Source organism: Microbacterium testaceum StLB037, assembly GCF_900104345.1.
Lineage (GTDB): Bacteria > Actinomycetota > Actinomycetes > Actinomycetales > Microbacteriaceae > Microbacterium > Microbacterium testaceum_A.
In genome coordinates, this window is record NZ_FNJN01000007.1 from 217,217 (window position 1) to 238,771 (window position 21,555).

A 21,555-nucleotide genomic window follows, 5' to 3' on the forward strand; every position below is an offset into this window, starting at 1 on the left:
CCCCGGAGGGAACGGGCCGTCCTCGATCGACGATCAGCGCACCGACACGAAGATCGGGTTCGTGTAGAGCCACGTGTCAAGCCAGGGGTTCCCCTGACCGGCCGCGTGCGGCTGCGGGGCCCGCGGGTCCACGTCCGCCCCGCGCGGGCCGGTGCCGTGCACCTTGCCGTCGCTTCCGCGCACGCGCACGTAGCCGTCGACGTCGGCGGTGCCCACTGGGATCACGATCTGGAACGCCGAACCGCTGCGGTCGCTCACGTCGCGCAGCTCGATGACGCGGGTTCGGGGAGCGACCATCGTGTCGCGGTCGCTCGCGGCGCCCGTGATCTCGCCGCGGATCACGTCGAGGTGCGCGAGACGGGGCAGGATGCCGGCGGAGTTGCGCTCCGTGGTGGGCTCGACGTCGATGACGATCTCGATCTTCGTGCCCGTCGGTACGCGCAGGGTCCCGCCGAGTGTGGCGGTGTTGGCGGTGTCGTCGGCGGCGCGCAGGGTGACCGCGAGTCCGGCGACGAGGTGCCCGTGGTCGACCCACATGCGTCCCGCGCGCACGGCGTCGAGGACGGCGGTGTGCGTCTTGTCGGCGGCGCCGACGTGGGTGCGGCTGAACTCGCCCGGCCACAGGTCGCTGCCGCCCTGCGGGGAGGCGGTCGACACGGGGTCGGGTCGGCGACCCGCGCGGTTGAAGTTGGCCAGCGTGGCCCCGTTGTCCCACCCCGAGCCGGTGGGGAAGTCGCCCACGCGGGTGTTGTCGAAGTTCTTCAGGTGCAGGTCGCTGTTCGTGGTGATCCACCAGCGCCGGCCCTCGCTGAGCAGGGCGTCCCACATGCCGCCGACGACCGCGGTCATCCAGTCGAATCCGCCGTGCGCCCGGTACGCGCTCGCGGGGAATCCCGGGAACGAGTAGTCGCTGCGGGAGTTCTCGTACTCGCCACGCTGCGAACGGTCGGTGGTGTTCGCCGCGAGACCCGAGGCCTGCGCCCCCGGAGCCCCCTCGAAGCCCACGAAGACGTCGGGGTCGGCATCCTGCCACGCGCGCAGTTCGCCGGGGGAGTCGATGCCGAGTCGGCTGGGATGGTTGGCCAGGACGAGCACGTCGTCGACCAGGCCCACCTTGCGCTGCTGGCCGAGCCACGAGATCCCGTCGACGGCGTGCTGCAGCCAGTCGGCGGCGTCGCTCGTGTTGGGTCGGGGCTTCTCCCACTGGTTGAGCTTGCCGTCGTAGGTCAGCTCAAAGTTGCGCAGCACCTCGGTCACGCGGGGGCCGGGGGCGACCAGCACGGTGCCGTGCTCGGCGGCCGGGATGTACCACTCGAGGCCCTGGAAGACGAGGAGATCGGGTCGGGCGGTTCGCGCCGCCTCGATCTCGCGCGCCGCGTTGAAGACGCCGCCGACGTTCGCGTGGCCGACGTTGCTGTGCTCGGTGAAGGCGATGGCATCCACCCCGAAACGCTGCGCCTGGTCGAGGATCGTCGTCATCGCGTACTTGGCGTCGTGCGAGTAGACCGAGTGCACGTGATGGTCGAAGACGAGCCAGCGCAGGGCCTTCGGGTCGGTCACGGCCGTGGGCGTGGTCGCGGCCACGGCGCTCGCGGCGGCTGCGGGCCCGAACGACGATGCGGCGGACGCGGTCGTGACCGCGGCGGCGGCTGCGGCGAGGAAGGTGCGGCGGGAGAAGCCGGATGGGGTGTGAGAGGGCATCGCAGACTTTCGTGAGAGGGGTCGCCGGGAACGTAGGGGCCGCGGATGAATCGCGGGTGGACGCGCGGTGATGTTGACGTCACCATCCATTCACCCGGTGGACCGCACGGTGCGGCACAGTCCGTTCGACCTCACCACCCGATCGAGAGCAGCCATGTCGTCCACCCCCGTGCCCACCCGCCTCCTCCCTTTCGCCGCAGCCGCGGTCCTCGTCACGGGTCTCGTGCCGCTCGGTGCCCTGGCCGCGTCCGCGGCGAGCCCCCTCGTGCTGCGGGATGCCGCGGGCACGGCCGTCTTCTCGGGTGACGCCGCCGCGTATCCCTCCTTCGGCATCGCGACCTTCGCCGATGGCTGCCCCTCCGGAACGAGCGATGGGGCGCGCCTGTCGGTGGCGGCCGGAGGCAGCACCGTCGTCGTCTCGGCGACCGTGCCGGTCACCGCGGGCGCGGCGGTGAGCGTCCCGATGGGCTCCTCGTTCACGGCGGTCGTTCCCATGGGCACGACGAGCGCGACCCTGAGCCTGGAGTGCCTCGCGCTGTCGTCCGGGGTGCCCTCGTCGATCCTCCCCGTCGCCAGCCTGCCGGTCACCCTGTCCGCGTCGGGTTGGGCGGTCCCCGGTCAGCCGAGCCCCTCACCGACCACGTCGCCGACCGGCCCCGCGCCGTCCCCGTCGGCCTCGGGATCGGCCGCCCCCGACCCCGCGGCAGCCGCCTCGGCCACCCCTGGCCCCTCGACTTCGGCCACCCCGGTTGCGGCCGCGGCCTCCGGCTCGGACCTCGCGGTCACGGGTGCACAGGTGGCGGGCGTTGCGGGCGTCGGCGCCGTGCTCGCCGTCGCCGCCGGTCTCGTGTTCCGTGCGCGCGCTCGTCGTCGCGCGGCGGCGCAGGACTGATCGCCCGTCCGCTCGGGGTCGTCGCTGCTGCGGCGGCCCCGTCGGCGTCAGTGGACCGCGTACTCCAGCACCACGATGAAGACGCCGAGGCAGGCGGTGGCGAAGGCGCCGAGGAGTCGGACGGGGATCGACGCCTTCCGCCGGGCGTACGCGCCGTAGCCGAGCAGGGCGAGCACGGCGAAGGTCGCCCACATGCACAACTCGAACGCGTCGCTCACCGAGACGCCGGTCATCCCGGCCCAGACGAGCACGAGGATCGAGGGGATTGACGCGTAGAGCATCCCCGCCCCGTGCCGCATGCCCTCGCGGGTCGCGCGGCGGAGCCCGTGGGTGGCGTGCTCGGTCAGGGTGTGCGCGAACACGTGCGCGATGAAGAAGACGACGAGCGACAGCGAGGCGCTGCCGATCACCTCCCACACGTTCTCGGTGTGGTCGTCGGCGATCGAGACGAACGCCGCGAACACGATCAGGCCGTAGATCGCCGCGGGGGAGCGGAAGCGGACGCCGAACCACGCCCGGACGCGCGCCCAGCACGACAGCGACTCCGCCGGCGCGCTCACGCGTCGAATCCCAGGCTCAGTTTGCGCAGCAGGGTGGCGAGTCGTTCGCGGTCGCCGCGCGAGAGTCCCTCGAGCAAGAGGGCCTCGGCGTCGACGAGGCGGGTGATCGCGGCATCCACCCGTACTCGTCCGTCGTCGGTCAGCGTCACCAGAATGCTCCGTCCGTCTCCGGGGTCGGCCTCGCGACGCACGAAACGGCGGGCGACGAGACGATCGATACGGTTCGTCATCGTGCCGCTCGAGACGAGCGTCTGCTGCAGCAGCTGCTTCGGGCTCAGCTGGTACGGCTCGCCCGCCCGGCGCAGCGCCGAGAGTACGTCCCACTCCCACGACTCGATGTCGCTGCGGCGGAACGCCTCTTTGCGGGCGAAGTCGAGGTGTCGCGACAGGCGTGCGACGCGCGAGAGCACCTCGAGGGGCGAGAAGTCCAGATCGGGGCGCTGACGCATCCACGCATCGACGATGCGGTCGACTTCGTCGCTGTCCCGGGTCACGGTCTCATTATGTCGAGTGCTCGGCGGGTCGGTCGGCGCGCGCGGGCGGGCGGAACGCCCGGCGTCCGGGTCTGGCAGACTTGACCGGTGCCCTCGGGCACGGTCCGCCGTGGTGTAACGGCAGCACGACAGCCTTTGGAGCTGTTAGGTCCAGGTTCGAATCCTGGCGGCGGAGCATGACATCACCGACCGAGTTGGCCGTCGTCGTCCTCGCTGCGGGTCAGGGAACGCGCATGCGCTCCCGCACACCGAAGGTCCTGCACCCGGTCGGCGGTCGCCCGCTCGTCGGCCACGTGCTCGACACCGCGGCATCCCTCGATCCGGCCCGCATCGTCGTGGTCGTGCGTCACGAGCGCGAGATGGTCGCCGAGACCGTGGCGGAGCTCGCCCCGGGCGTCGTAATCGTCGATCAGGACGAGGTGCCCGGCACGGGTCGCGCGGTCGAGGTCGCCCTCGACGCGCTGGACGGCTTCGAGGGCGATGTCCTCGTGCTCAGCGCCGACGTGCCGTTGCTCGAGACCGGCACGCTCACCGAATTGCTCGCGACCCACCGCAGCGGCGGCACCGCCGTCACCCTGCTGAGTGCGCGGGTCGACCAGCCCTTCGGGTACGGCCGGATCCTGCGCGACGAGACCGACGGCGTGCGCCGCATCGTCGAGCAGAAGGACGCCACGGCCGACGAGGCCGCGGTCACCGAGATCAACGTGGGGGTCTACGTCTTCCGGGCCGGTCCGCTGCGTGCGCAGCTCGCCCTCGTCGGGACCGCGAACGCCCAGGGCGAGAAGTACCTCACCGACGTGGTCGGGCTCCTGCGCGACGCGGAGATGGGGGTCGCGGCGTCCGTCACCGGCGATGCGTCCGCCGCACTCGGCGTGAACGACCGTGTACAGCTGTCCGAGGCCGGGCGCACCCTCAACGCGCGCACGGTGCGCCGCTGGCAGCTCGAGGGCGTCACGGTCGTCGACCCGGCGACGACGTGGATCGACGTGACCGCGACCCTCGCCCCCGACGTCACGATCCTCCCCAACACGCACGTGCGCGGGGCGACCGTCATCGCCTCGGGCGCCACCATCGGCCCCGACACGAGCCTCGTCGACTGCGAGGTCGGCGAGAACGCGACGATCACCCGCACCGACGGCACCCTCGCGGTCGTCGAGGCCGGCGCCACGGTCGGCCCGTTCGCCTACCTCCGCGCGAACGCGCGCGTCGGCGTGAACGGCAAGGTCGGCACCTTCGTCGAGGTGAAGAACTCCTCGATCGGCGAGGGGAGCAAGGTCCCGCACCTGTCGTACATCGGCGACACCGAGATCGGACGCGGCGTCAACCTCGGTGCCGGTGCGATCACGGCGAACTACGACGACATCGCCAAGCACCGCACCGTCATCGGCGACGAGGTCCACAGCGGATCGCACAACGTCTTCGTCGCGCCGGTTACGATTGGAGCGGGCGCCAAGACGGGTGCCGGCGCGGTGATCCGCAAGGATGTCCCGGCCGGTGCGCTGGCGCTCAGCGTGGCACCCCAACGCAACGTCGAGGGGTGGGTCGAGAAGAACCGACCGGGCACCAGAGCGGCCGACGTGGCCGCTCAGGCTCGGGCTGAACAGGAAGCGGCCGATGGCTCGTAAGAAGAATCGTGTAGACCTCGACCGCGACAACGGCATCGCCCCCGGGCTCGTCGCCAAGACCAAGAAGCGACTCGTCGTCGCCTCGGGCCGCTCGCACCCCGAACTCGCGAAGCAGGTGGCCGAGCACCTCGGCACCGAGCTCGCCCCCACCGAGCACCGCACCTTCGCCTCGGGTGAGATCTACACCCGCTTCGAGGTGTCGATCCGCGGCTGCGACGTGTTCGTCGTCCAGTCGTTCGGTCCTCCGGTCAACGAGTGGCTCATGGAGCTGCTCATCATGCTCGACGCCCTCAAGCGGGCCTCGGCCAAGCGCATCACGGTCGTCGCGCCGTACTTCCCGTACTCGCGTCAGGACAAGAAGGGCCGCGGTCGCGAGCCCATCAGCGCCCGCCTGGTCGCCGACCTGCTCAAGACCGCGGGTGCCGACCGCATCATGAGCGTCGACCTGCACGCCGCGCAGATCCAGGGCTTCTTCGACGGTCCGGTCGACCACCTGTTCGCCAAGCCGGTGCTGCTCGACCACTTCGAGCGGGGCCTCTCCGCCGAAGACCGCGAGACCCTCACCGTCGTGTCGCCCGACATGGGCCGCGTGCGCGTGGCCGACACCTGGTCCGACAGCCTGGGCGCCCCCCTCGCGATCATCCACAAGCGTCGCGACCCGAAGGTCGCCAACCAGGTCTCGGTGCACGAGATCGTCGGTGACGTGAACGGCCGCACCTGCCTGCTGGTCGACGACATGATCGACACCGGCGGCACCATCCAGAAGGCTGCTCAGGCCCTCAAGGCCTCGGGCGCCCGCAAGGTCATCGTCGCCGCGACCCACGCGATCTTCAGCGACCCGGCCACCGAGCGTCTGCAGGACCCCGCGATCGACCAGGTCGTCGTCACCGACACCGTGCCGATCTCGGCCGAGCGTCGGTTCGAGCGTCTCGAGGTGCTGCCGATCGCGCCCCTGCTCGCGCGCGCGATCCACGAGGTCTTCGAGGACGGCTCGGTCACGAGCATGTTCGGCGGCGACGCCTGACCACCGCCGTTCCGTTCGCATCCGGCCGTCTTCCCCAGGGGGAGGCGGCCGAATGCGTTCTGTCCGAGGGTCGATTCTCGAGGCAGGCCCCTCCGGCGGCGTCCGTCCTCGCACAGCTCGCACAAAAGAATGAACCCGGTGGCGGCCAAGGTCGTGTCCCTACCGTGAGCACGTACGCGCCGCGAGGCACGACCGAAGGAGGACCCTCATGATCCGCACCACAGCCGTACCCCGTCCCGTCCGCATCGGCACCGCTCTGCTGGGTGTCGCCGGCATCGCCACCCTCGCCGGGTGCGCCGGCGGCGCGACCACCGGCGACGCCGCCCCCGCCGACACCGCGGCCCCCGCCGCGAGCTCGGCCCCCGCCACGACCTCGGATGCCGCCGCCGGTGGCTCGACCGCGTCGGGCACCTACAAGGACGGCGAGTACGAGGCCACCGGCCAGTACGCGACGCCCGAGAGCGTCGAGACCATCGACGTCACCCTCACGATCGCCGGCGACACCGTGACCGCGGTGAAGGTGACCGGCGACCCGCAGGCCGCGGAGTCCAAGCGCTACCAGGGCGAGTTCATCGGCGGCATCCAGAGCGAGGTCGTGGGCAAGAAGCTCGACGAGATCTCGGTCAGCAAGGTGGCCGGTTCCTCGCTCACGAGCGGCGGCTTCAACAAGGCCGTCGACTCGATCAAGTCCGAGGCCAAGGCCTGACAGCCATGAGCACGCCGCTCGCCACGGGGTCGATCTGGACCTTCGACGCGATCGGTACGTCGTGGGCGATCGAGACGGCGCATCCGCTGCCCTCGGTCGCCCGCGACGCGGTGTCGACGCTCATCGAGCGGTTCGACCGCGAGTGGTCGCGATTCCGCGACGACTCTCTCGTGTCCTCGCTCGCCGAGGGGCGTACCGCGTCGGTTCCCGCTCCTCGAGACGCGGATGCCATGTTCTCGCTCTACCGCGAGCTCGATGCGGCGACCTCCGGTGCCGTCAATCCGCTCGTCGGCGACGCGTTGGCGCGCCTGGGGTACGACGCCCGGTTGACTCTCGCTCCGTGGGGAGCGCCGCAGCCGGCGCCCACCTGGAGCGAGGTCCTCACGTGGGACGACGACCACGTGCGGGTCACCGCTCCCGCCACCATCGACGTCGGAGCGCTCGGCAAAGGGCGACTGGTCGACCTGGTGCTCGACGCGGTGAGATCCCACGTGGACGGCGACGCCGTCGTCGACGCGTCGGGAGACCTCGCCGTCCGCGGGGCGCCCGTGCGCGTCGGTCTCGAGCACCCCTACGACCCGACCCGCGCCATCGGAGTGGTCACCGTGGCGGGCCGGTCGCTCTGCGCCTCGGCGATCAATCGCCGCGCGTGGGGGGACGGTCTTCACCACGTCCTCGACGCCCGCACCGGTGCGCCCGTCCGGGCGTACGCCGCCACGTGGGCCCTCGCCGAGACGGCGATGCGCGCCGACGCCCTGGCGACCGCGTTGTTCTTCGACGGTGGGCCCGAGTTGGCGGCATCCTGGGACGCCGAATGGGTGCGCATGCGCACCGATGGCCGCGTCGAGTGGTCTCCCGGCTTCTCCGGCGAGATCTTCTCCTGAGCCCGTCCTTCCCATCCCCCCCCGTTTCGCCTCCTCTGAAGGGTTCCCCCATGAGCACCACGCTCACCGCCGGTTCGACCCGCGTCCTCGGCCTCATCGGTCGCGTCTCGATGTACCGGCTCGTCATGGCGTCGCTCGGTCTTCTCGCCGTCTTCTCGCTCGTCCTGTCGTTCGCGGGCCTCGTGGTCCCGCAACCTCTCGCGATCGTCGCGAGCGCCGTGGTGCTCGCCGCCGCGTGCGCCCTCACGGATCTCGTCGCGCAGAGTCTGCTCCGGATGCCGCGACGCCTGGAGTCCTCACTGATCACGGCCGGGATCCTGTTGTTCGTCCTGCGTCCGTCGGTGGAGCCGATGGGCCTGGCCGGCCTCGCTCTCGCCGGTGTCGTGGCATCCGCCTCGAAATACGTGCTCGCCTGGCGCGGTCGGCACATCTTCAACCCCGCCGCGACCGGCGCGACCGTCTTGACGATCGTGAGCATCTGGGCGCCCGACCTGGGGTCTTCGGCGTGGTGGGTCGGTTCGCCGTGGCTCGCGGCACCCGTCCTGGTGCTGGGAGTGCTGCTTCTGCTCCGCACCGACAAGTTGCCGATGGTGGTCGTCTTCTGGGTCGTCGCGATGGCTGTCGCCTTCCTCCGCACGAGCGTGCAGTTCCAGGCCGCGGGATTCCCGGTCGATGTGCCGAGCGTGCTGCTGCAGGTGGCGTTCTCCTCGCCCTTCCTGTTCCTGGGCGCGTTCATGCTGTCCGAGCCCCTGACCCTTCCGCCCCGTCGCGTGCAGCAGTATCTGGTGGCGATCGTCGTCGGCGTCCTGGCCGGGTGGCCGCTGCCGGTGGGCGAGATCACGCTCGGTCAGGAGCGCGCGCTGCTCGTCGGCAATCTGCTCGCCTTCCTGTTCTGCCTGCGCGCGGCCGTGCGCCTGCGCGTGGACCGTCGGCGCGATGTCACCCCGACGGTGCGCGAACTCTCGTTCCGGGCCGCCCGGCCCTTCTCGTTCCACCCCGGGCAGTACCTCGAGCTCGACGTCCCGCACCGCCGACCCGACGCTCGGGGAACGCGCCGCGAGTTCTCGATCGTCTCCGCGCCGGAAGACCTGCCCGAGGTGCGGATCGCCTTCAAGGACGGTTCGCAGTCGTCGTACAAGCGGGCCCTGGCCGCCGTCGAGCCGGGGGCGACCCTCGCCGTCACGGGGGTGTGGGGCGACTTCGTGCTCCCCTCGCGGCCGACCTCGCCCGTGCTGCTGGTCGCGGCCGGGATCGGTGTGACCCCGTTCGTCTCGCAGCTGCGCCACCTCGTGGCGACGAACCAGGACCGCGACGTCGTTCTCGTGTACGTGGTGTCCGAGGCGTCCGAGCTCGCCTTCCGCGACGAGATCGCCGCCGCGGGGATCCCCGTGATCGTCTTCTCGCGCGACGAGCCGCGCGATCTGCCCCAGCGCTGGGTGTGGGCCGGACCGGATCGAGTGGATGCCGAGGCGCTCCTGCGGACCGTCCCCGACATCGCACAGCGCGCCGCGTACGTCTCGGGCCCGCCGCGACTGATCTCGGCGCTCGCGCCCGCCCTGGGCAAGGCGAAGTCGCTGACGACCGACGCGTTCGCGGGGTACTGACACCACGGTGGCGGTGCGGGGCCCGAGCGGGAAGAGTGGGGGCATGGAGTCCGGATTCTTTCCCGCCGACCTGCCCGCCGCCGAGCCTGCCGTCGAGCCGCGTCGAGAGCGGACGCCCTCGTTCGAGCCGTCCGCCGACGAGCTTCCGGCGCCGTTCGCCGTGTCGGAGGTCATCGCGCGGGGCGAGAACCTCGTCATCGCGCTGACGGGCGTGCGGATCTTCTCCGACGGCGTCGAACTTCTTACCGAGCGGCACCTGCGGCGCGGGACGGCCGACGAACGCGGCTGGCGCGAGATGCACGGAATGTTCGCCGAGCACTGGGGGAGGGCGCCGCTGACGCCCGAGCGGCTGCGCTGGGGCCTCGTGCTCGGCGACGGCACGCGGCTCTTCGCTGAGGACCGCTTCGGGGCCCCGGCTGACGGCGTGGACGGCGGCGCCTCCGTGCGGGTTAACGGCGGGAGCGGGAGCGGGGACGACCACCGCTACACCATGCGCAGCCAGCTCTGGCTGCACCCGCTGCCCCCGGAGGGCCCGCTCGAACTCGTCGTCCAGTGGCCCGCGTTCGGTATTCCCGAGTCGCGGGTCATCCTCGACGGGGGAGCGATGAGCGCTCTCGCAGCGAGCGTGCGGCCGCTGTGGGGGTGAAGCGCGCTCGGGGGGCCGACGCGGTGCTCGCGACGGTGGCGTACGACGTCGACCGCACCGGTACCGTCTACGACGGCCCCCTCGCGCCCGACATCGAGGTCGCGCCCGGCCCCGACCTCGAGGCGGCGCGGGCGGCGGTCAGATCGCGGTGCGCCTGACCTCCGGCATCCCGTGGTCTCAGACCGTGTCCGCGATCACCGGATCGGCGGGCTTCGCGGGCAGGCGCACCTCGAAGGTCGTGTCGCCGGGAGTGCTCGTGACCGAGATCGTTCCGCGGTGCGCGTCGACGATCGCTCGCGCGATCGACAGGCCCAAGCCGGTACCACCGGTCTTGCGGTCGCGCGAGCGATCGGCGCGGGCGAACCGCTCGAAGAGCTGCGAGGCGACCGAGGGATCGATGCCGGGACCGTTGTCGTGCACCCGGAGCACGGCCTCGGCGCCCTCGTGGGCCACCGATACGTTGACCTCGCTGCCCGCGGGCGTGTGCGTGCGGGCGTTGGCGAGCAGGTTCGCCACCACCTGGTGAAGGCGGGCGGCGTCTCCGGCGAGCTCGACGGGCGTATCGGGGACGTCGATGGTCCACGAGTGGTCCGGCCCGGCCGGGCGGGCATCGCCCACCGCCTCGACGGCGAGGCGCGTCAGGTCGACCGACCCGTAGACGAGCTCCTGGCCCTCGTCGAGTCGCGCGAGCAGCAGCAGATCCTCCACGAGCGTGGTCATGCGCAGGGACTGCGCCTGGATGCGCTCGAGCGACTGTTCGGTCGTCTCGACGGCCAAAGAGATGCGCTGGCGACTCTCGTCGTCCTGCGCCTGACGCATGGCACGCAGCGACAGCTCCGAGAAGCCGCGAATGGATGCCAGGGGCGTACGCAGTTCGTGGCTGGCGTCGGCGACGAATCGGCGCATCAGCTCTTCGTTGCGCTGGCGGGCGCTGAGGGAGGCGTCGACGCGGTCGAGAAGGGTGTTCAGGGCCGTGCCGACCTGACCGATCTCGGTGTGGTCGTCGACCTGGTCGGCGGGCACGCGCTCGGTGATCGAGACGTCGCCCTGATCCATGCGCAGCGACGCCACGCGGGTGGCCGTCTCGGCGACGGCGCGCAGCGGTCGAAGTCCCAACCGGATGACGATCGCGATGATGACAGCCAGGAGCAGCAGGCCGCCCGTGGTGACCAGGGCGACGGTGGTCAGGATCGCGCCGATGGTGCTGGTGACGCTCGAGAGGGGGAGTCCGACCAAGAAGATGCTGTCGCTGCCGGGCGTCTGGAAGGGGCGGACGAGGTATTCGCCGAGGTTCGGCAGGTCGACGGTCTGGGCGTTGGGGTCGGCGGCGGCGGCCTGCAGGCTGTCGGCGATCCGACCGAGATCGTCGGTGGTGAGCGCGCGCGCTCCGTTGTCGCCGACCACGGCGCCCGAGATGCCCGTGCCGCGCGAGTTCATGACGAGCAGGGTGCCGGAGTCGAAGAACCCCGACTCCAGAACCTGTTCCGCCGAGCTCTGGAAGGCGGCACGCGGTTGGATGGACGCGGCCGCCTCGTCGACCTGGGCGCCGAGGTTGACGTAGAGGACTTGGCTGAGGATGGCGCTGGTCGAGATCCCGATCATCACGAGGATGAAGGCGACCATGCCGATGACGGCCGTCATCAAGCGCGCCTGGAGCGTCCAGGGACGACGGAGTCTCTGCGAGAGGGGCTCCTTCTTGGGCTTCGGGGTCGACTCCTGCGGGGAGTCGGCGTCGGGGGCGTCGGTCTCCCAGACCTCGGCGGGGGGAACGGGGGGAGCAGGTCGCGGCGGGGTACTCACTGAGGGGCTTTGATCATGTAGCCCACGCCGCGCACGGTGTGGATGAGCGGGTCGTTCCCGGCGTCGATCTTCTTCCGCAGGTACGAGATGTAGAGCTCGACGACGCTGGACCGACCGCCGAAGTCGTAGTTCCACACGCGATCGAGGATCTGCGCCTTCGACACCACGCGGCGCTGGTTGCGCATGAGGAAGCGCAGCAGCTCGAACTCGGTGGCGGTGAGCTCGATCTCCTTGCCGCCGCGGATGACCTCGTGGCTGTCCTCGTTCAGCGAGAGGTCGCCGACGCGCAGGATCGGCTCCGAGTCGCGCGTCAGGGCCGTGCCGGCGCGACGCATGAGGCCCCGCAGACGCGCGACGACCTCTTCGAGGCTGAACGGCTTGGTGACGTAGTCGTCACCGCCGGCGGTCAGGCCCGCGACGCGATCGGCCACGGCATCCTTCGCGGTGAGGAAGAGCACGGGCACGTCGTTGCCCGAGTGGCGCAGGCGCTGGAGGACGGCCATGCCGTCGAGGTCGGGCATCATGATGTCGAGCACCATGGCATCCGGCTCGAAATCACGTGCGGACTGCAGGGCGTCGAAGCCCGATCCGGCGGTCTTGACGTCCCAGCCCTCCATGCGCAGCGCCATCGACAGCAGGTCGGTGAGCATCTGCTCGTCGTCCACGACGAGGACGCGGAGGGCACTTCCGTCGGGGCGGGTGAAGGTGGGGGCGGCGGCGGTCGCGGTCATAGAACTCATTGTGCTCTCGTATCTATGAGCTTTCTATGGCGAGCCTTATGGAAATCCTGGGAACGCGAGATCCGGCGGCTGAGAACGCGCCCCACGAGCACCCCGATCGTCGCCCCGAGAGCGTTGGCCGCCACGTCGCCGACGTCGGCCACACGCGTCGGCAAGAAGAGCAGTTGCGTGATCTCGATCGCGCAACTCACGGTCAGGCCGAGCAGGATGCCGTGCCACCGGCGCCCCCGCCACGCGATCACGAGCAGACCCAGCGGCACGAACATGACGACGTTCGACAGGGATTCGACGACGTCGAAGGTGATCCACGCCGTCGCGGGGGACTTCCGGAGCGCGTCGAGCAGACGACCCAGGATGCCGCCCACCTCGGCGTCGTAGATCGAGGGGCGCAGCGTCATCCACCACACCGCGACCGCGTAGACGCACGAAGCGGCGACGAGCCATGCCCGTCGCCGCTTCGTCACCGTCGATCCCTCGGGATCAGTGGGTGTCTTCGGCTTCGATCTCGGTGCGGTCGCCCGACCAGAGGGTGTGGAAGGTGCCCTCCTTGTCGATGCGACGGTAGGTGTGCGCACCGAAGAAGTCGCGCTGGCCCTGGATGAGGGCGGCGGGCAGACGCTCGGCGCGCAGGCCGTCGTAGTACGCCAGCGACGAGCTGAAGGCGGGGGCCGGGATGCCACTGGCCGCCGACAGCGACACGATGTGGCGCCATGCGTCCTGGGCGCGGCCGAGCGCCTCGACGAAGTACGGAGCGGTCAGCAGCACCGGCAGCTCGGCTTCGGCGTCGTACGCCTCGGCGATGCGGTTGAGGAACTGCGCGCGGATGATGCAGCCGCCGCGCCAGATCTTCGACACGGCGCCCAGGTCGATGCTCCAGTCGTACTGCGCGGCACCGGCGCGGATCTCGTCGAAGCCCTGCGAGTACGCGACGATCTTCGAGGCGTACAGCGCCAGGCGCACCTGCTCGATGAACGCGTCGGCGTCCTCTCCCGACAGCACCTCGGTGCCCGAGGGGCCGGGGAGCTCGCGCGAGACCGAGCGCTGCTCGGGGTGGCTCGACAGCGACCGCGCGAAGGTGGCCTCGGCGATGCCCGACACCGGCACGCCCAGGTCGAGGGCGGTCTGCACCGTCCACGCGCCGGTGCCCTTGGCGCCGGCCTGGTCGAGGATCACGTCGACGAGCGGCTTGCCCGTGTCGGCGTCGGTCTGGCGCAGCACCTCGGCGGTGATCTCGATGAGGTACGACTCGAGCTCGCCGCGGTTCCACTCGGCGAACACGTCGGCGATCTCGGCCGGGCTCTTGCCCGTGGCGCGGCGGATGAGGTCGTAGGCCTCGGCGATGAGCTGCATGTCGGCGTACTCGATGCCGTTGTGCACCATCTTGACGAAGTGGCCGGCGCCGTCGTGGCCCACGTGCGTGACGCAGGGCTCACCCTCGGCGACCGCGGCGATCGACTTCAGGATCGGGCCGAGCGTGGCCCAGGCCTCGTCGGAGCCGCCGGGCATGATCGAGGGGCCGCGCAGCGCGCCCTCTTCGCCGCCCGAGACGCCCATGCCGACGAAGTTGATGCCGGTGTCGCGCACGGCCTTCTCGCGGCGGGTGGTGTCGGTGAACAGGGCGTTGCCGCCGTCGACGATGATGTCGCCGGGCTCGAAGACCTTGACGAGCTCGTCGATGACGAAGTCGGTGGGGCGGCCGGCCTTGACCATGATGATCGCGGTGCGCGGCTTCGACAGCGACGCGGCGAAGTCCTCGTACGAGAACGAGGCGACGAAGTTCGCCTCGGGGTGCTGCTCGAGCACGTGCTCGGTCTTGTCCTTGCTGCGGTTGAAGATCGCGACCGTGTTGCCCTCGCGGCTCGCGAGGTTGCGGGCGAGGTTCGAGCCCATGACCGCGAGGCCCACGACGCCGATGTTGGCGCGGCCGTCGCCCTCGCCCTCGGGGCGGGAGTCGGCCTCGGCGGTGGGACGATCCACCTCTTCGATGCCGGGTGCACCCTCGTGCACCTGTGCGGCCGTGTGCGGGGCCTGATCCTGGTCGCTCGAGGGTCCGGTCGGGGAGGGGGTCGACGTCATTCGTTGCTCCGTGTTCAGGTGCGAGGAAGGGGTGGGCGGGCTCACGCGGGCCGCCTCCGCCACTTTATCGGCTCGGCCCGCGTGTGTTTCAGGACGGGGTAGGGGTGAGCTGAAGGCGGTCGACGACCTGCTGCACCTGCTCCTGCGGAGTGAGGTCGAGGTCGACGCGGATCGCTTGCTCATCGGCATCCGGCATCTCGAGGGTCTCGAACTGCGAGGTGAGCAGCGAGGGCGGCATGTAGTGCCCCTGGCGGCGCAGCAGGCGCTCGAGCACGAGCTTCGGGTCGCCCATCAGTAGCACGAAGGTGACGTCGTCGCGGCGCAGCACGTCGCGGTAGCTGCGTTTGAGGGCCGAGCACGTGATGATGCCGGGGCGACCGGCGGCGATCCGCCCGTCGATCCACCCGGCGACGCGATCGAGCCAGGGCCAGCGGTCGTCGTCATTGAGGGCGTGACCGGATGCCATCTTGGCGACGTTCTCGGCCGGATGCAGGTCGTCGCCCTCTTGGAAGTCCCAGCCGAGACGACCGGCGAGCATGCCGGCGACGGTGGACTTGCCGGTGCCGGCGGGGCCCATGAAGACCAAGACGGGAACGGGAGCGGTCATGGAATCTCTCTTCGTCGAAAGCGATCGGTTCGGTGTCAGATGGTGCGGCGGACTTCGGTGAGCACCGCGGCGACGTACAGGCGCGTGTGCTCCTCGGCGGCGTCGGCGTCAGCGCGTCCGATCGCCTCGGCCGTGGCGACGTGGTTGTCGAGCGCGTCGGGGTGTGGGACCCCCGGGGTGAGCCCGTGCATCGCGCGTCCCTCGATCGCGGCGGCGATCGGGGCGCGGGCCGCGGCGAGCATGAGGTTGCCGCTCGAGATGAGGATGAGGTCGTGGAAGGCGATGTCGGCCGCGAGGTACTCGGGGGAGTTGCCGAGGCCGGCCGCGCCGAGGCGGGCGAGTTCGTCGGCCAGACGCAGGATCTCACCGCGCTGAATGTCGGTGGCGCGCCGGGCGCTCAGCCGAGCGGCGACGGGTTCGACCGCCGCGCGCAGCTCCGTGGTGTTGACGATCAACTGGTCGCGCCGGCGACCGGCCAGCTGCCACCCGATGAGGCGGGTGTCGAGGGCGCTCCAGTGCTCGGGCTCGCGCACGGTGAGTCCGACGCGACGGCGTTGCGAGAGCAGGCCCATCGCTTCGAGCGAGCGGACGGCCTCGCGCACGACGGTGCGCGAGACGGCGTACTCGGCCTCGAGGGCGGCGAGGGTCAGGACGGTGCCCGGCGGCAGGTCGCCGTCGACGATGCGGATGCCGATCGCGTCGACCAGCGAGCCGTGCGTCGCTCGAGCCATTCCCCCTCCTCGGGTCTTAGGTACGACCTTATCTTGTCAAAGATATGATCATTGTGTGAAGATGCCCTGACCGCTCCGGCGGATGCGGGGCGGACACAGCATGCCCGATGACGCGTCCGACGGCTTGAATCAACGGAGATCTCTTGGACGACTGGACTCAGACACTCGGCGCGGCGCCCCTGCTCGCCATCGCCGCGGGCGCCATCGCGCTCATCCTCGTGCTCATCATCTGGCTGAAGGTGCACGCCTTCCTCGCCCTCATCATCGTGTCGCTCGTGACGGCGTTCGTCGCGGGCATCCCGGTGTCGGCGATCGTGTCGACGCTCACCGGAGGGTTCGGCGGAACCCTCGGCACCGTGGCCCTGCTGGTCGCCCTGGGCGCGATGCTCGGTCGACTGATCGAACACTCCGGCGGCGCGCAATCGTTGGCCGAGACGTTCGTGCGCGTCTTCGGAGAGAAGCGCGCCCCCTTCGCCCTCGGCATCGTCTCGCTGATCCTCGGGTTCCCGATGTTCTTCGACGCCGGGCTCGTCATGATGCTGCCCATCATCTTCGCCATCGCGCGCCGGGTGTCGGGCAACAACGTCCTGCTGTTCGGCCTGCCGGCCGCCGCCGCGTTCTCGGTGATGCACGTCTTCCTCCCGCCGCACCCGGGCCCGGTGACCGCGAGCGAGCTGTACGGCGCCAACCTCGGCCTGCTGCTGATCGTCGGCCTCATCATCGCCTTCCCGATCTGGTACCTCTCGGGTTACCTCTGGGGCAAGTTCATCGCCCGTCGCATCGTCCTCCCCGTGCCGCTGCTGTTCGGTGACGTCGACGCCGACCAGCCGAAGAACCCGCCCAAGCCCCTCACCGTCATCCTGGTGCTGCTGCTGCCGATGCTGCTGATCTTCCTCAATACCGGCCTCACCACCCTCGGCTCGGCCGGAGTGGTCGACACCGACAACACCGTCATCCAGGTGCTCGTCCTGCTCGGCAACTCCCCGGTCGCCCTGCTCATCACCGTCCTCGTCGCCACGATCGTCTTCGGCTTCCGCCGGGGCGAGAACGGCACCGCGCTCGAGAAGGTCGTCGACTCGGCCCTCGGCCCGGTCTGCTCGGTCATCCTCATCACCGGCGCCGGGGGCATGTTCGGCGCGGTCCTGCGCGCCTCGGGCATCGGCGACGCCCTCGCCGACAGCCTCGGCGACCTGGGACTGCCGGTCATCGTCGCGGCGTACATCATCGCCGTCATCCTGCGTCTGGCGCAGGGCTCGGCCACGGTCGCGCTCGTGACCGCCGCGGGTCTCGCCGCCCCCGCCGTCATGGCCGGCGACTTCTCGCCGCTGCAGGTGGTGGCGATCACTCTCGCGACCGCCGCCGGCTCGGTGTTCGCCGGTCACGTGAACGACTCGGGCTTCTGGCTCGTCGGCCGCCTGATGGGCATGGACGTCAAGACCACCCTGAAGACCTGGACCGTGCAGCAGGCGATCGAGTCGGTGCTCGGTTTCGTCGCGGCCCTGGCCGTCTTCGGCATCGGAGCGCTGCTGTGACGGGCTCGAACGCCGACTTGTTCGACGTCTCCGACCGACTCGCGCTCGTCACCGGTTCCTCGCGTGGCCTCGGCCGCGCGCTGGCCCTCACCCTCGCGCGCGGCGGTGCCCGGCTGATCGTGCACGGTCGAGACGCGGATGCCGTGGAGCAGACCCGCGCCGAGGCCGAAGAGCTGTCGGGTCGGCCCGCCCACGCCGTCGTCTTCGACGTCACGGATGCCGCGGCCGTCGAGGCTGCGATCTCCGGGGTGGTCGAGGCGGTCGGCGTCCCCGACATCCTCGTCAACAACGCCGGCGTCCAGCGCCGCGCGCCGATCCACGAGTTCGCGGTCTCGGACTGGGACGACATCGTGGCGGCGAACCTCTCGGGCGTCTTCTACGTCTCGCGCTTCGTCACCCCCGCCATGGTCGCCCGCGGGTCCGGCAAGGTCGTCAACGTCGCGTCGGTGCAGTCGCGCCTTGCGCGCCAGACCATCGCGCCGTACTCGGCCACCAAGGGCGGCGTCGCGCAGCTGACCGCCGGCATGGCGGCCGACCTCGCCCGCCACGGCATCCAGGTCAACGCCCTCAGCCCGGGCTATTTCGCGACCGAGATGAACCGCGACCTCGTCGACGACCCCGAGTTCACCCGCTGGTTGACCCAGCGCACGCCGGCCGCCCGCTGGGGCGACTTCGACGAACTGCGTGGGGCGCTGCTCTTTCTGGCATCCGACGCCTCGAGCTTCGTGTCGGGGCAGAACATCTTCGTCGACGGCGGAATGACGGCGGTCGTCTGATCGTGGAGGAGCACACCATGAAGTCGCTGCTGATCGAGTCGGCTCGCACCGCCGCCGTGCGCGAGGTCGCCGTGCCTGAACCGGGCGAGGGGCAGGTCCGCCTGCGGGTCGCCTACGTCGGCATCTGCGGATCCGACCTGCACTACTTCTTCGACGGCGCGAACGGCGCGTTCGTCGTGCGCGAGCCGCTCGTGCCCGGGCATGAGCTATCGGGCGCCGTCGATCTCGACCCCTCGGGAACCTTCGCTGCGGGCACGCCCGTCACGGTGCACCCCGCGCGCTTCGGAACTCCGCGCGAGGGCATCGAAGACGCCCCGCACCTGTGGCCCGGCGGCTCGTACCTCGGCAGTGCCTCGACCTGGCCGCACACCCAGGGCGCGGCATCCGAGTACCTGATCGTCGAGAGCGACATGGTGCGCCCGCTGCCGGCCGATCTGCCGGTGCGCCGGGCCGTTCTCGCCGAGCCACTCGCGGTCGCGCTCCACGCCCTCGGCAAGGCGGGCCCGGTGGAGGGTCTCGAGGTTTTGGTCACCGGATCCGGTCCGATCGGTCTGATGGCCGTCGCCGCGGCCACCGCCGCGGGGGCGCGCGTCACCGCGACCGATGTGCTCGCCGGTCCCCTCGAGCGGGCCCGGACCCTCGGCGCCCAGGCGACGATCGACGTCTCGACCGAGGTCGTCGAGGCCGGTGCGTACGCGGTCGTGCTCGAGTGCTCGGGCGTGCCCGTGTCGATCTCGACGGCCCTGAAGGCGGTGCGGGCGGGCGGCACGGTCGTGCAGGTCGGCATGCTCCCTGACGATGCGCGGCCGGTGAACCTCGCGCCCTTCATCTCGAAGGAGGTGCGCTACTTCGGCGCCTTCCGCTTCCGCGACGAGATCGACGCGGCGGTGGAGCTGCTCGCGGCGAATCCGGCGATCGAGAGTGCGATCACGCACGAGTTCGCGGTGCCAGATGCCGGCGAGGCCTTCGCTGTCGCGCGCGACTCCGAGCGCTCGGGCAAGGTGGTCTTCGCCCTCTGATCCGAACGACGAAGCGGAGCGACCCTCGGGCCGCTCCGCTTCGTCGTTCTCGGAGTGGTTCCGGCGTCAGCGGCTGCGCTCGGCGGTGAACCGGCGCGTCACCGCGATGTCGCGGTCGCCCAGGTCGCGCTCGACGATCTCGTCGAACGCGGCGCGCAGCGCGGGCAGCAGGGCGGGCCGGGTCGACGTCGCCTCGGCGATGTCGGCGGCGAAGCGCAGGTCTTTCACCATGTAGGAGGCGACGCCGCTGGGGGAGTCGTCGCCGCTGACGAGCTTCTCGCGCCGGCTCTGCAGCAGGTTCGACCCGGCGTAGCCGCCGCCGAGCAGGTCCCAGAGGGCGGCGGGATCGACGTCGGATCGCGCGGCCAGTTCGGTCGCCTCGCCGAGGGCGAGGATCGTCGCCGCCACCACCATCTGGTTGCAGGCCTTCGCGACCTCTCCCGCGCCCAGAGGGCCGAGCCGCACGGGGGTGCCGCACGGAGCGAGCAAGGCGGCCGCCCGGTCGGTGTCGGCCTCGTCGCCGCCGAGCATGATCGACAGCGTCCCGGCCTTCGCGCCGTCTTCGCCGCCCGAGACGGGGCAGTCCACGATCCGGATGCCGCCGGGCAGGCGGTCGGCGAGCTCCCGCACGCCGACGGGTGACGATGTCGAGCCGATCATGAACAGGAAGTCCCGTTCGCCGACGCCGGCGAGCAGTCCGTCAGGGCCGTCGAGGTGCTCTTCGAGCTGCGGGAGGTCGGGGAGCATCACCAGCACGGCATCCGTCGCCTCTGCGAGCTCGCGGGCGGTGGCCGTCCAGTGGGCTCCGGAGTCGGTGAGTCCGGGTCTTTCTCGCCGCGCGTGAACCGTGAGGGATCCGCGGGCGGAGAGCAGGTGGTGGGCCATCGGCTCGCCCATGGCGCCGAGGCCCCACACGCCGAGTCGCACGTCATCGAGCGTCGTCATGAGTCGATCCTATCGGCTGGACAACAGGTTGAACAGGGTTCAATATGATGAACAGAGTTCGAGAGAGACCGCTGCGGGGCGCACCCGCGGCGGCGGAGGGAATGACGACGATGTCGACACGGTCCAGTCTTCGCGCAGTAGTCGCGGTACCCCTGAAAGAGGAGCACTGCCGGCTCATCGAACGTCTCGAGCCGCGCCTCGAGCTCGTGCGCGATCCCTCGCTCACGCACCCGATGCGCGGACCGGCCGACTGGTCGGGCGACCCGGACCACGAGCGTACTGCCGAACAGCAGCGGGCCTTCGACGAGATGGTCGACTCCGCCGAGGCGCTCTTCGGCATCCCCGACGTCGATCCCGCGGCTCTCGCCCGGACGGTCGCGGCCAACCCGCGCCTGCGCTGGGTCATGACCACCGCGGCCGGAGGCGGGGGACAGGTCAAGGCCGCCGGCCTCGACCGTGAGGCCCTCGACCGTGTCACCTTCACCACCAGTGCCGGCGTGCACGGCGGACCCCTCGCCGAGTTCGCGGTCTTCGGCGTGATGGCCGGGGCCAAAGGGCTGCCTCGCCTCGCGCGCGACCAGGCCGAGAAGCACTGGAGCGAGCGCTGGGAGATGCGCCAGGTCGACGAGATGACGGTGCTCGTGGTCGGTCTCGGCGGCATCGGTGCCGAGTGCGCGCGGCGCTTCCATGCGCTCGGCGCGGAGGTGTGGGGGACCACGCGCAGCGGCGCCCCCGTCGAGGGGGTCGATCGCCTCGTGCCGCTCGACGAGCTGGTGTCGGCCGTCGCCGAGGTGGATGCCATCGTCGTCACTCTCCCCGGCACCGACCAGACGCATCACCTGATCGGCGCCGACGTGCTCGCCGCGGTGAAGCCCGGCGCGATCCTCGCCAGCGTGGGGCGCGGCACGGTGATCGACGAGGACGCCCTGCTCGCGGCCCTCGAGGACGGCCGGGTGTCGTTCGCCGCTCTTGACGTGTTCGAGGTGGAGCCCCTTCCTCAGGACTCGCCGCTCTGGCGGCATCCGTCGGTCCTGGTGAGTGCGCATACCGCCGCGCTCAGCAGTAAAGAGGAGGAGCGCATCGCCCGCCGCTTCGCCGAGAACGCCACGCGCCTCATCGACGGCGAGCCGATGCGGGCCGTTGTCGATACGGTCGAGTTCTACTGAGGTGTCGCGATCCGCGATGCCGGCGAG

Annotated in this window: 22 protein-coding genes and 1 tRNA gene; 13 read left to right on the forward strand and 10 right to left on the reverse strand. The window is 70.9% G+C overall.

The genetic code is table 11. From position 1 onward, the window contains the following. Positions 1-33: 33 nt before the first annotated feature. Positions 34-1,701: a PHP domain-containing protein gene (locus BLS25_RS15195; protein WP_074696774.1), complete on the reverse strand. Its 1,668-nt coding sequence runs from the start codon at positions 1,699-1,701 to the stop codon at positions 34-36. A gap of 154 nt (positions 1,702-1,855) precedes the next feature. On the opposite strand from BLS25_RS15195, the gene BLS25_RS15200 reads away from it, so the two are divergent. Continuing rightward, a complete protein-coding gene (locus BLS25_RS15200) occupies positions 1,856-2,593 on the forward strand; it encodes a hypothetical protein (protein ID WP_074696776.1) in 738 nt (245 codons plus the stop codon). A gap of 47 nt (positions 2,594-2,640) precedes the next feature. Here BLS25_RS15200 and BLS25_RS15205 read toward each other — a convergent pair whose 3' ends face one another. Next, positions 2,641-3,153: a hypothetical protein gene (locus BLS25_RS15205; RefSeq protein WP_074696778.1), complete on the reverse strand. Its 513-nt coding sequence runs from the start codon at positions 3,151-3,153 to the stop codon at positions 2,641-2,643. After that, positions 3,150-3,602: a MarR family winged helix-turn-helix transcriptional regulator gene (locus BLS25_RS15210; RefSeq protein WP_056229771.1), complete on the reverse strand. Its 453-nt coding sequence runs from the start codon at positions 3,600-3,602 to the stop codon at positions 3,150-3,152. Before BLS25_RS15210 ends, BLS25_RS15205 begins: the two co-directional genes overlap by 4 nt. Positions 3,603-3,750: 148 nt before the next feature. On the opposite strand from BLS25_RS15210, the gene BLS25_RS15215 reads away from it, so the two are divergent. From BLS25_RS15215 to BLS25_RS17005, 8 genes are all read left to right on the forward strand, one after another. Further along, a tRNA-Gln gene (locus BLS25_RS15215) sits at positions 3,751-3,822 on the forward strand. A gap of 1 nt (position 3,823) precedes the next feature. Next, the gene (glmU, locus tag BLS25_RS15220; RefSeq protein ID WP_074696780.1) at positions 3,824-5,272 is read left to right on the forward strand and encodes a bifunctional UDP-N-acetylglucosamine diphosphorylase/glucosamine-1-phosphate N-acetyltransferase GlmU; all 1,449 of its coding nucleotides are present in this window, start codon (positions 3,824-3,826) and stop codon (positions 5,270-5,272) included. Continuing rightward, a complete protein-coding gene (locus BLS25_RS15225; RefSeq protein WP_056228656.1) occupies positions 5,262-6,296 on the forward strand; it encodes a ribose-phosphate diphosphokinase in 1,035 nt (344 codons plus the stop codon). The genes glmU and BLS25_RS15225 overlap by 11 nt, the downstream gene beginning before the upstream one ends. Positions 6,297-6,504: 208 nt before the next feature. Next, a complete protein-coding gene (locus BLS25_RS15230; protein ID WP_074696781.1) occupies positions 6,505-7,002 on the forward strand; it encodes an FMN-binding protein in 498 nt (165 codons plus the stop codon). A 5-nt stretch (positions 7,003-7,007) separates the two neighbouring features. Further along, positions 7,008-7,886, forward strand: a complete 879-nt coding sequence (locus BLS25_RS15235; RefSeq protein WP_074696783.1) for an FAD:protein FMN transferase — start codon at positions 7,008-7,010, stop codon at positions 7,884-7,886. A 50-nt stretch (positions 7,887-7,936) separates the two neighbouring features. Continuing rightward, the gene (locus tag BLS25_RS15240) at positions 7,937-9,490 is read left to right on the forward strand and encodes an FAD-dependent oxidoreductase (protein ID WP_074696785.1); all 1,554 of its coding nucleotides are present in this window, start codon (positions 7,937-7,939) and stop codon (positions 9,488-9,490) included. A 43-nt stretch (positions 9,491-9,533) separates the two neighbouring features. Then, a complete protein-coding gene (locus BLS25_RS15245; protein WP_074696787.1) occupies positions 9,534-10,136 on the forward strand; it encodes a hypothetical protein in 603 nt (200 codons plus the stop codon). Continuing rightward, positions 10,133-10,294, forward strand: a complete 162-nt coding sequence (locus tag BLS25_RS17005) for a hypothetical protein (RefSeq protein WP_176786393.1) — start codon at positions 10,133-10,135, stop codon at positions 10,292-10,294. The genes BLS25_RS15245 and BLS25_RS17005 overlap by 4 nt, the downstream gene beginning before the upstream one ends. 19 nt (positions 10,295-10,313) lie before the next feature. Here BLS25_RS17005 and BLS25_RS15250 read toward each other — a convergent pair whose 3' ends face one another. The 6 genes from BLS25_RS15250 to BLS25_RS15275 all read right to left on the reverse strand — a co-directional run bounded on the left by BLS25_RS15250 (position 10,314) and on the right by BLS25_RS15275 (position 16,090). Beyond that, the gene (locus tag BLS25_RS15250; RefSeq protein ID WP_371129344.1) at positions 10,314-11,936 is read right to left on the reverse strand and encodes a sensor histidine kinase; all 1,623 of its coding nucleotides are present in this window, start codon (positions 11,934-11,936) and stop codon (positions 10,314-10,316) included. Further along, positions 11,933-12,667 (reverse strand): response regulator transcription factor, encoded by a 735-nt coding sequence (locus tag BLS25_RS15255; RefSeq protein WP_056228637.1) that lies wholly within the window; start codon positions 12,665-12,667, stop codon positions 11,933-11,935. Before BLS25_RS15255 ends, BLS25_RS15250 begins: the two co-directional genes overlap by 4 nt. 5 nt (positions 12,668-12,672) lie before the next feature. Next, positions 12,673-13,140 carry a VanZ family protein gene (locus tag BLS25_RS15260; RefSeq protein WP_074696788.1) on the reverse strand — a complete coding sequence of 156 codons (468 nt, stop codon included), beginning with the start codon at positions 13,138-13,140 and terminating at the stop codon, positions 12,673-12,675. A gap of 16 nt (positions 13,141-13,156) precedes the next feature. Continuing rightward, the gene (gene gndA, locus BLS25_RS15265; RefSeq protein WP_074696790.1) at positions 13,157-14,752 is read right to left on the reverse strand and encodes an NADP-dependent phosphogluconate dehydrogenase; all 1,596 of its coding nucleotides are present in this window, start codon (positions 14,750-14,752) and stop codon (positions 13,157-13,159) included. An 88-nt stretch (positions 14,753-14,840) separates the two neighbouring features. After that, complete coding sequence (locus BLS25_RS15270; RefSeq protein WP_056228625.1) at positions 14,841-15,359, reverse strand: gluconokinase; 519 nt, start codon at positions 15,357-15,359, stop codon at positions 14,841-14,843. A gap of 35 nt (positions 15,360-15,394) precedes the next feature. Further along, entirely contained in the window at positions 15,395-16,090 is a 696-nt protein-coding gene (locus BLS25_RS15275; protein ID WP_074696792.1) for a FadR/GntR family transcriptional regulator, read from the reverse strand. 143 nt (positions 16,091-16,233) lie between these two features. On the opposite strand from BLS25_RS15275, the gene BLS25_RS15280 reads away from it, so the two are divergent. Genes BLS25_RS15280 through BLS25_RS15290 form a run of 3 tightly spaced genes read left to right on the forward strand, consistent with a single transcriptional unit; the run spans position 16,234 to position 19,417 of the window. Continuing rightward, entirely contained in the window at positions 16,234-17,622 is a 1,389-nt protein-coding gene (locus tag BLS25_RS15280) for a GntP family permease (protein WP_074696794.1), read from the forward strand. Further along, positions 17,619-18,398 carry an SDR family oxidoreductase gene (locus BLS25_RS15285; protein WP_056228614.1) on the forward strand — a complete coding sequence of 260 codons (780 nt, stop codon included), beginning with the start codon at positions 17,619-17,621 and terminating at the stop codon, positions 18,396-18,398. Before BLS25_RS15280 ends, BLS25_RS15285 begins: the two co-directional genes overlap by 4 nt. A gap of 17 nt (positions 18,399-18,415) precedes the next feature. Next, entirely contained in the window at positions 18,416-19,417 is a 1,002-nt protein-coding gene (locus BLS25_RS15290) for a zinc-binding dehydrogenase (RefSeq protein WP_074696857.1), read from the forward strand. Between the two features lie 66 nt (positions 19,418-19,483). Here BLS25_RS15290 and BLS25_RS15295 read toward each other — a convergent pair whose 3' ends face one another. After that, entirely contained in the window at positions 19,484-20,362 is an 879-nt protein-coding gene (locus tag BLS25_RS15295; protein ID WP_074696796.1) for an NAD(P)-dependent oxidoreductase, read from the reverse strand. A gap of 110 nt (positions 20,363-20,472) precedes the next feature. Between BLS25_RS15295 and BLS25_RS15300 the strand changes: the two genes are divergently transcribed. After that, positions 20,473-21,528, forward strand: a complete 1,056-nt coding sequence (locus tag BLS25_RS15300) for a D-2-hydroxyacid dehydrogenase (RefSeq protein ID WP_369365698.1) — start codon at positions 20,473-20,475, stop codon at positions 21,526-21,528. Positions 21,529-21,555: the final 27 nt, after the last annotated feature.

What these genes read in the sequence shown, in the direction of transcription:
- BLS25_RS15255 (WP_056228637.1), bottom strand. Translation starts at nt 12,667, where the DNA reads ATGACCGCGACCGCCGCCGCCCCCACCTTCACCCGCCCCGACGGAAGT.
- BLS25_RS15225 (WP_056228656.1), top strand. Translation starts at nt 5,262, where the DNA reads ATGGCTCGTAAGAAGAATCGTGTAGACCTCGACCGCGACAACGGCATC.
- BLS25_RS15230 (WP_074696781.1), top strand. Translation starts at nt 6,505, where the DNA reads ATGATCCGCACCACAGCCGTACCCCGTCCCGTCCGCATCGGCACCGCT.
- BLS25_RS15245 (WP_074696787.1), top strand. Translation starts at nt 9,534, where the DNA reads ATGGAGTCCGGATTCTTTCCCGCCGACCTGCCCGCCGCCGAGCCTGCC.
- BLS25_RS15275 (WP_074696792.1), bottom strand. Translation starts at nt 16,090, where the DNA reads ATGGCTCGAGCGACGCACGGCTCGCTGGTCGACGCGATCGGCATCCGC.
- BLS25_RS15210 (WP_056229771.1), bottom strand. Translation starts at nt 3,602, where the DNA reads ATGCGTCAGCGCCCCGATCTGGACTTCTCGCCCCTCGAGGTGCTCTCG.
- BLS25_RS15290 (WP_074696857.1), top strand. Translation starts at nt 18,416, where the DNA reads ATGAAGTCGCTGCTGATCGAGTCGGCTCGCACCGCCGCCGTGCGCGAG.
- BLS25_RS15235 (WP_074696783.1), top strand. Translation starts at nt 7,008, where the DNA reads ATGAGCACGCCGCTCGCCACGGGGTCGATCTGGACCTTCGACGCGATC.
- gndA (WP_074696790.1), bottom strand. Translation starts at nt 14,752, where the DNA reads ATGACGTCGACCCCCTCCCCGACCGGACCCTCGAGCGACCAGGATCAG.
- BLS25_RS15200 (WP_074696776.1), top strand. Translation starts at nt 1,856, where the DNA reads ATGTCGTCCACCCCCGTGCCCACCCGCCTCCTCCCTTTCGCCGCAGCC.
- BLS25_RS15240 (WP_074696785.1), top strand. Translation starts at nt 7,937, where the DNA reads ATGAGCACCACGCTCACCGCCGGTTCGACCCGCGTCCTCGGCCTCATC.
- BLS25_RS15300 (WP_369365698.1), top strand. Translation starts at nt 20,473, where the DNA reads ATGTCGACACGGTCCAGTCTTCGCGCAGTAGTCGCGGTACCCCTGAAA.
- BLS25_RS15195 (WP_074696774.1), bottom strand. Translation starts at nt 1,701, where the DNA reads ATGCCCTCTCACACCCCATCCGGCTTCTCCCGCCGCACCTTCCTCGCC.
- BLS25_RS15270 (WP_056228625.1), bottom strand. Translation starts at nt 15,359, where the DNA reads ATGACCGCTCCCGTTCCCGTCTTGGTCTTCATGGGCCCCGCCGGCACC.
- glmU (WP_074696780.1), top strand. Translation starts at nt 3,824, where the DNA reads ATGACATCACCGACCGAGTTGGCCGTCGTCGTCCTCGCTGCGGGTCAG.
- BLS25_RS15295 (WP_074696796.1), bottom strand. Translation starts at nt 20,362, where the DNA reads ATGACGACGCTCGATGACGTGCGACTCGGCGTGTGGGGCCTCGGCGCC.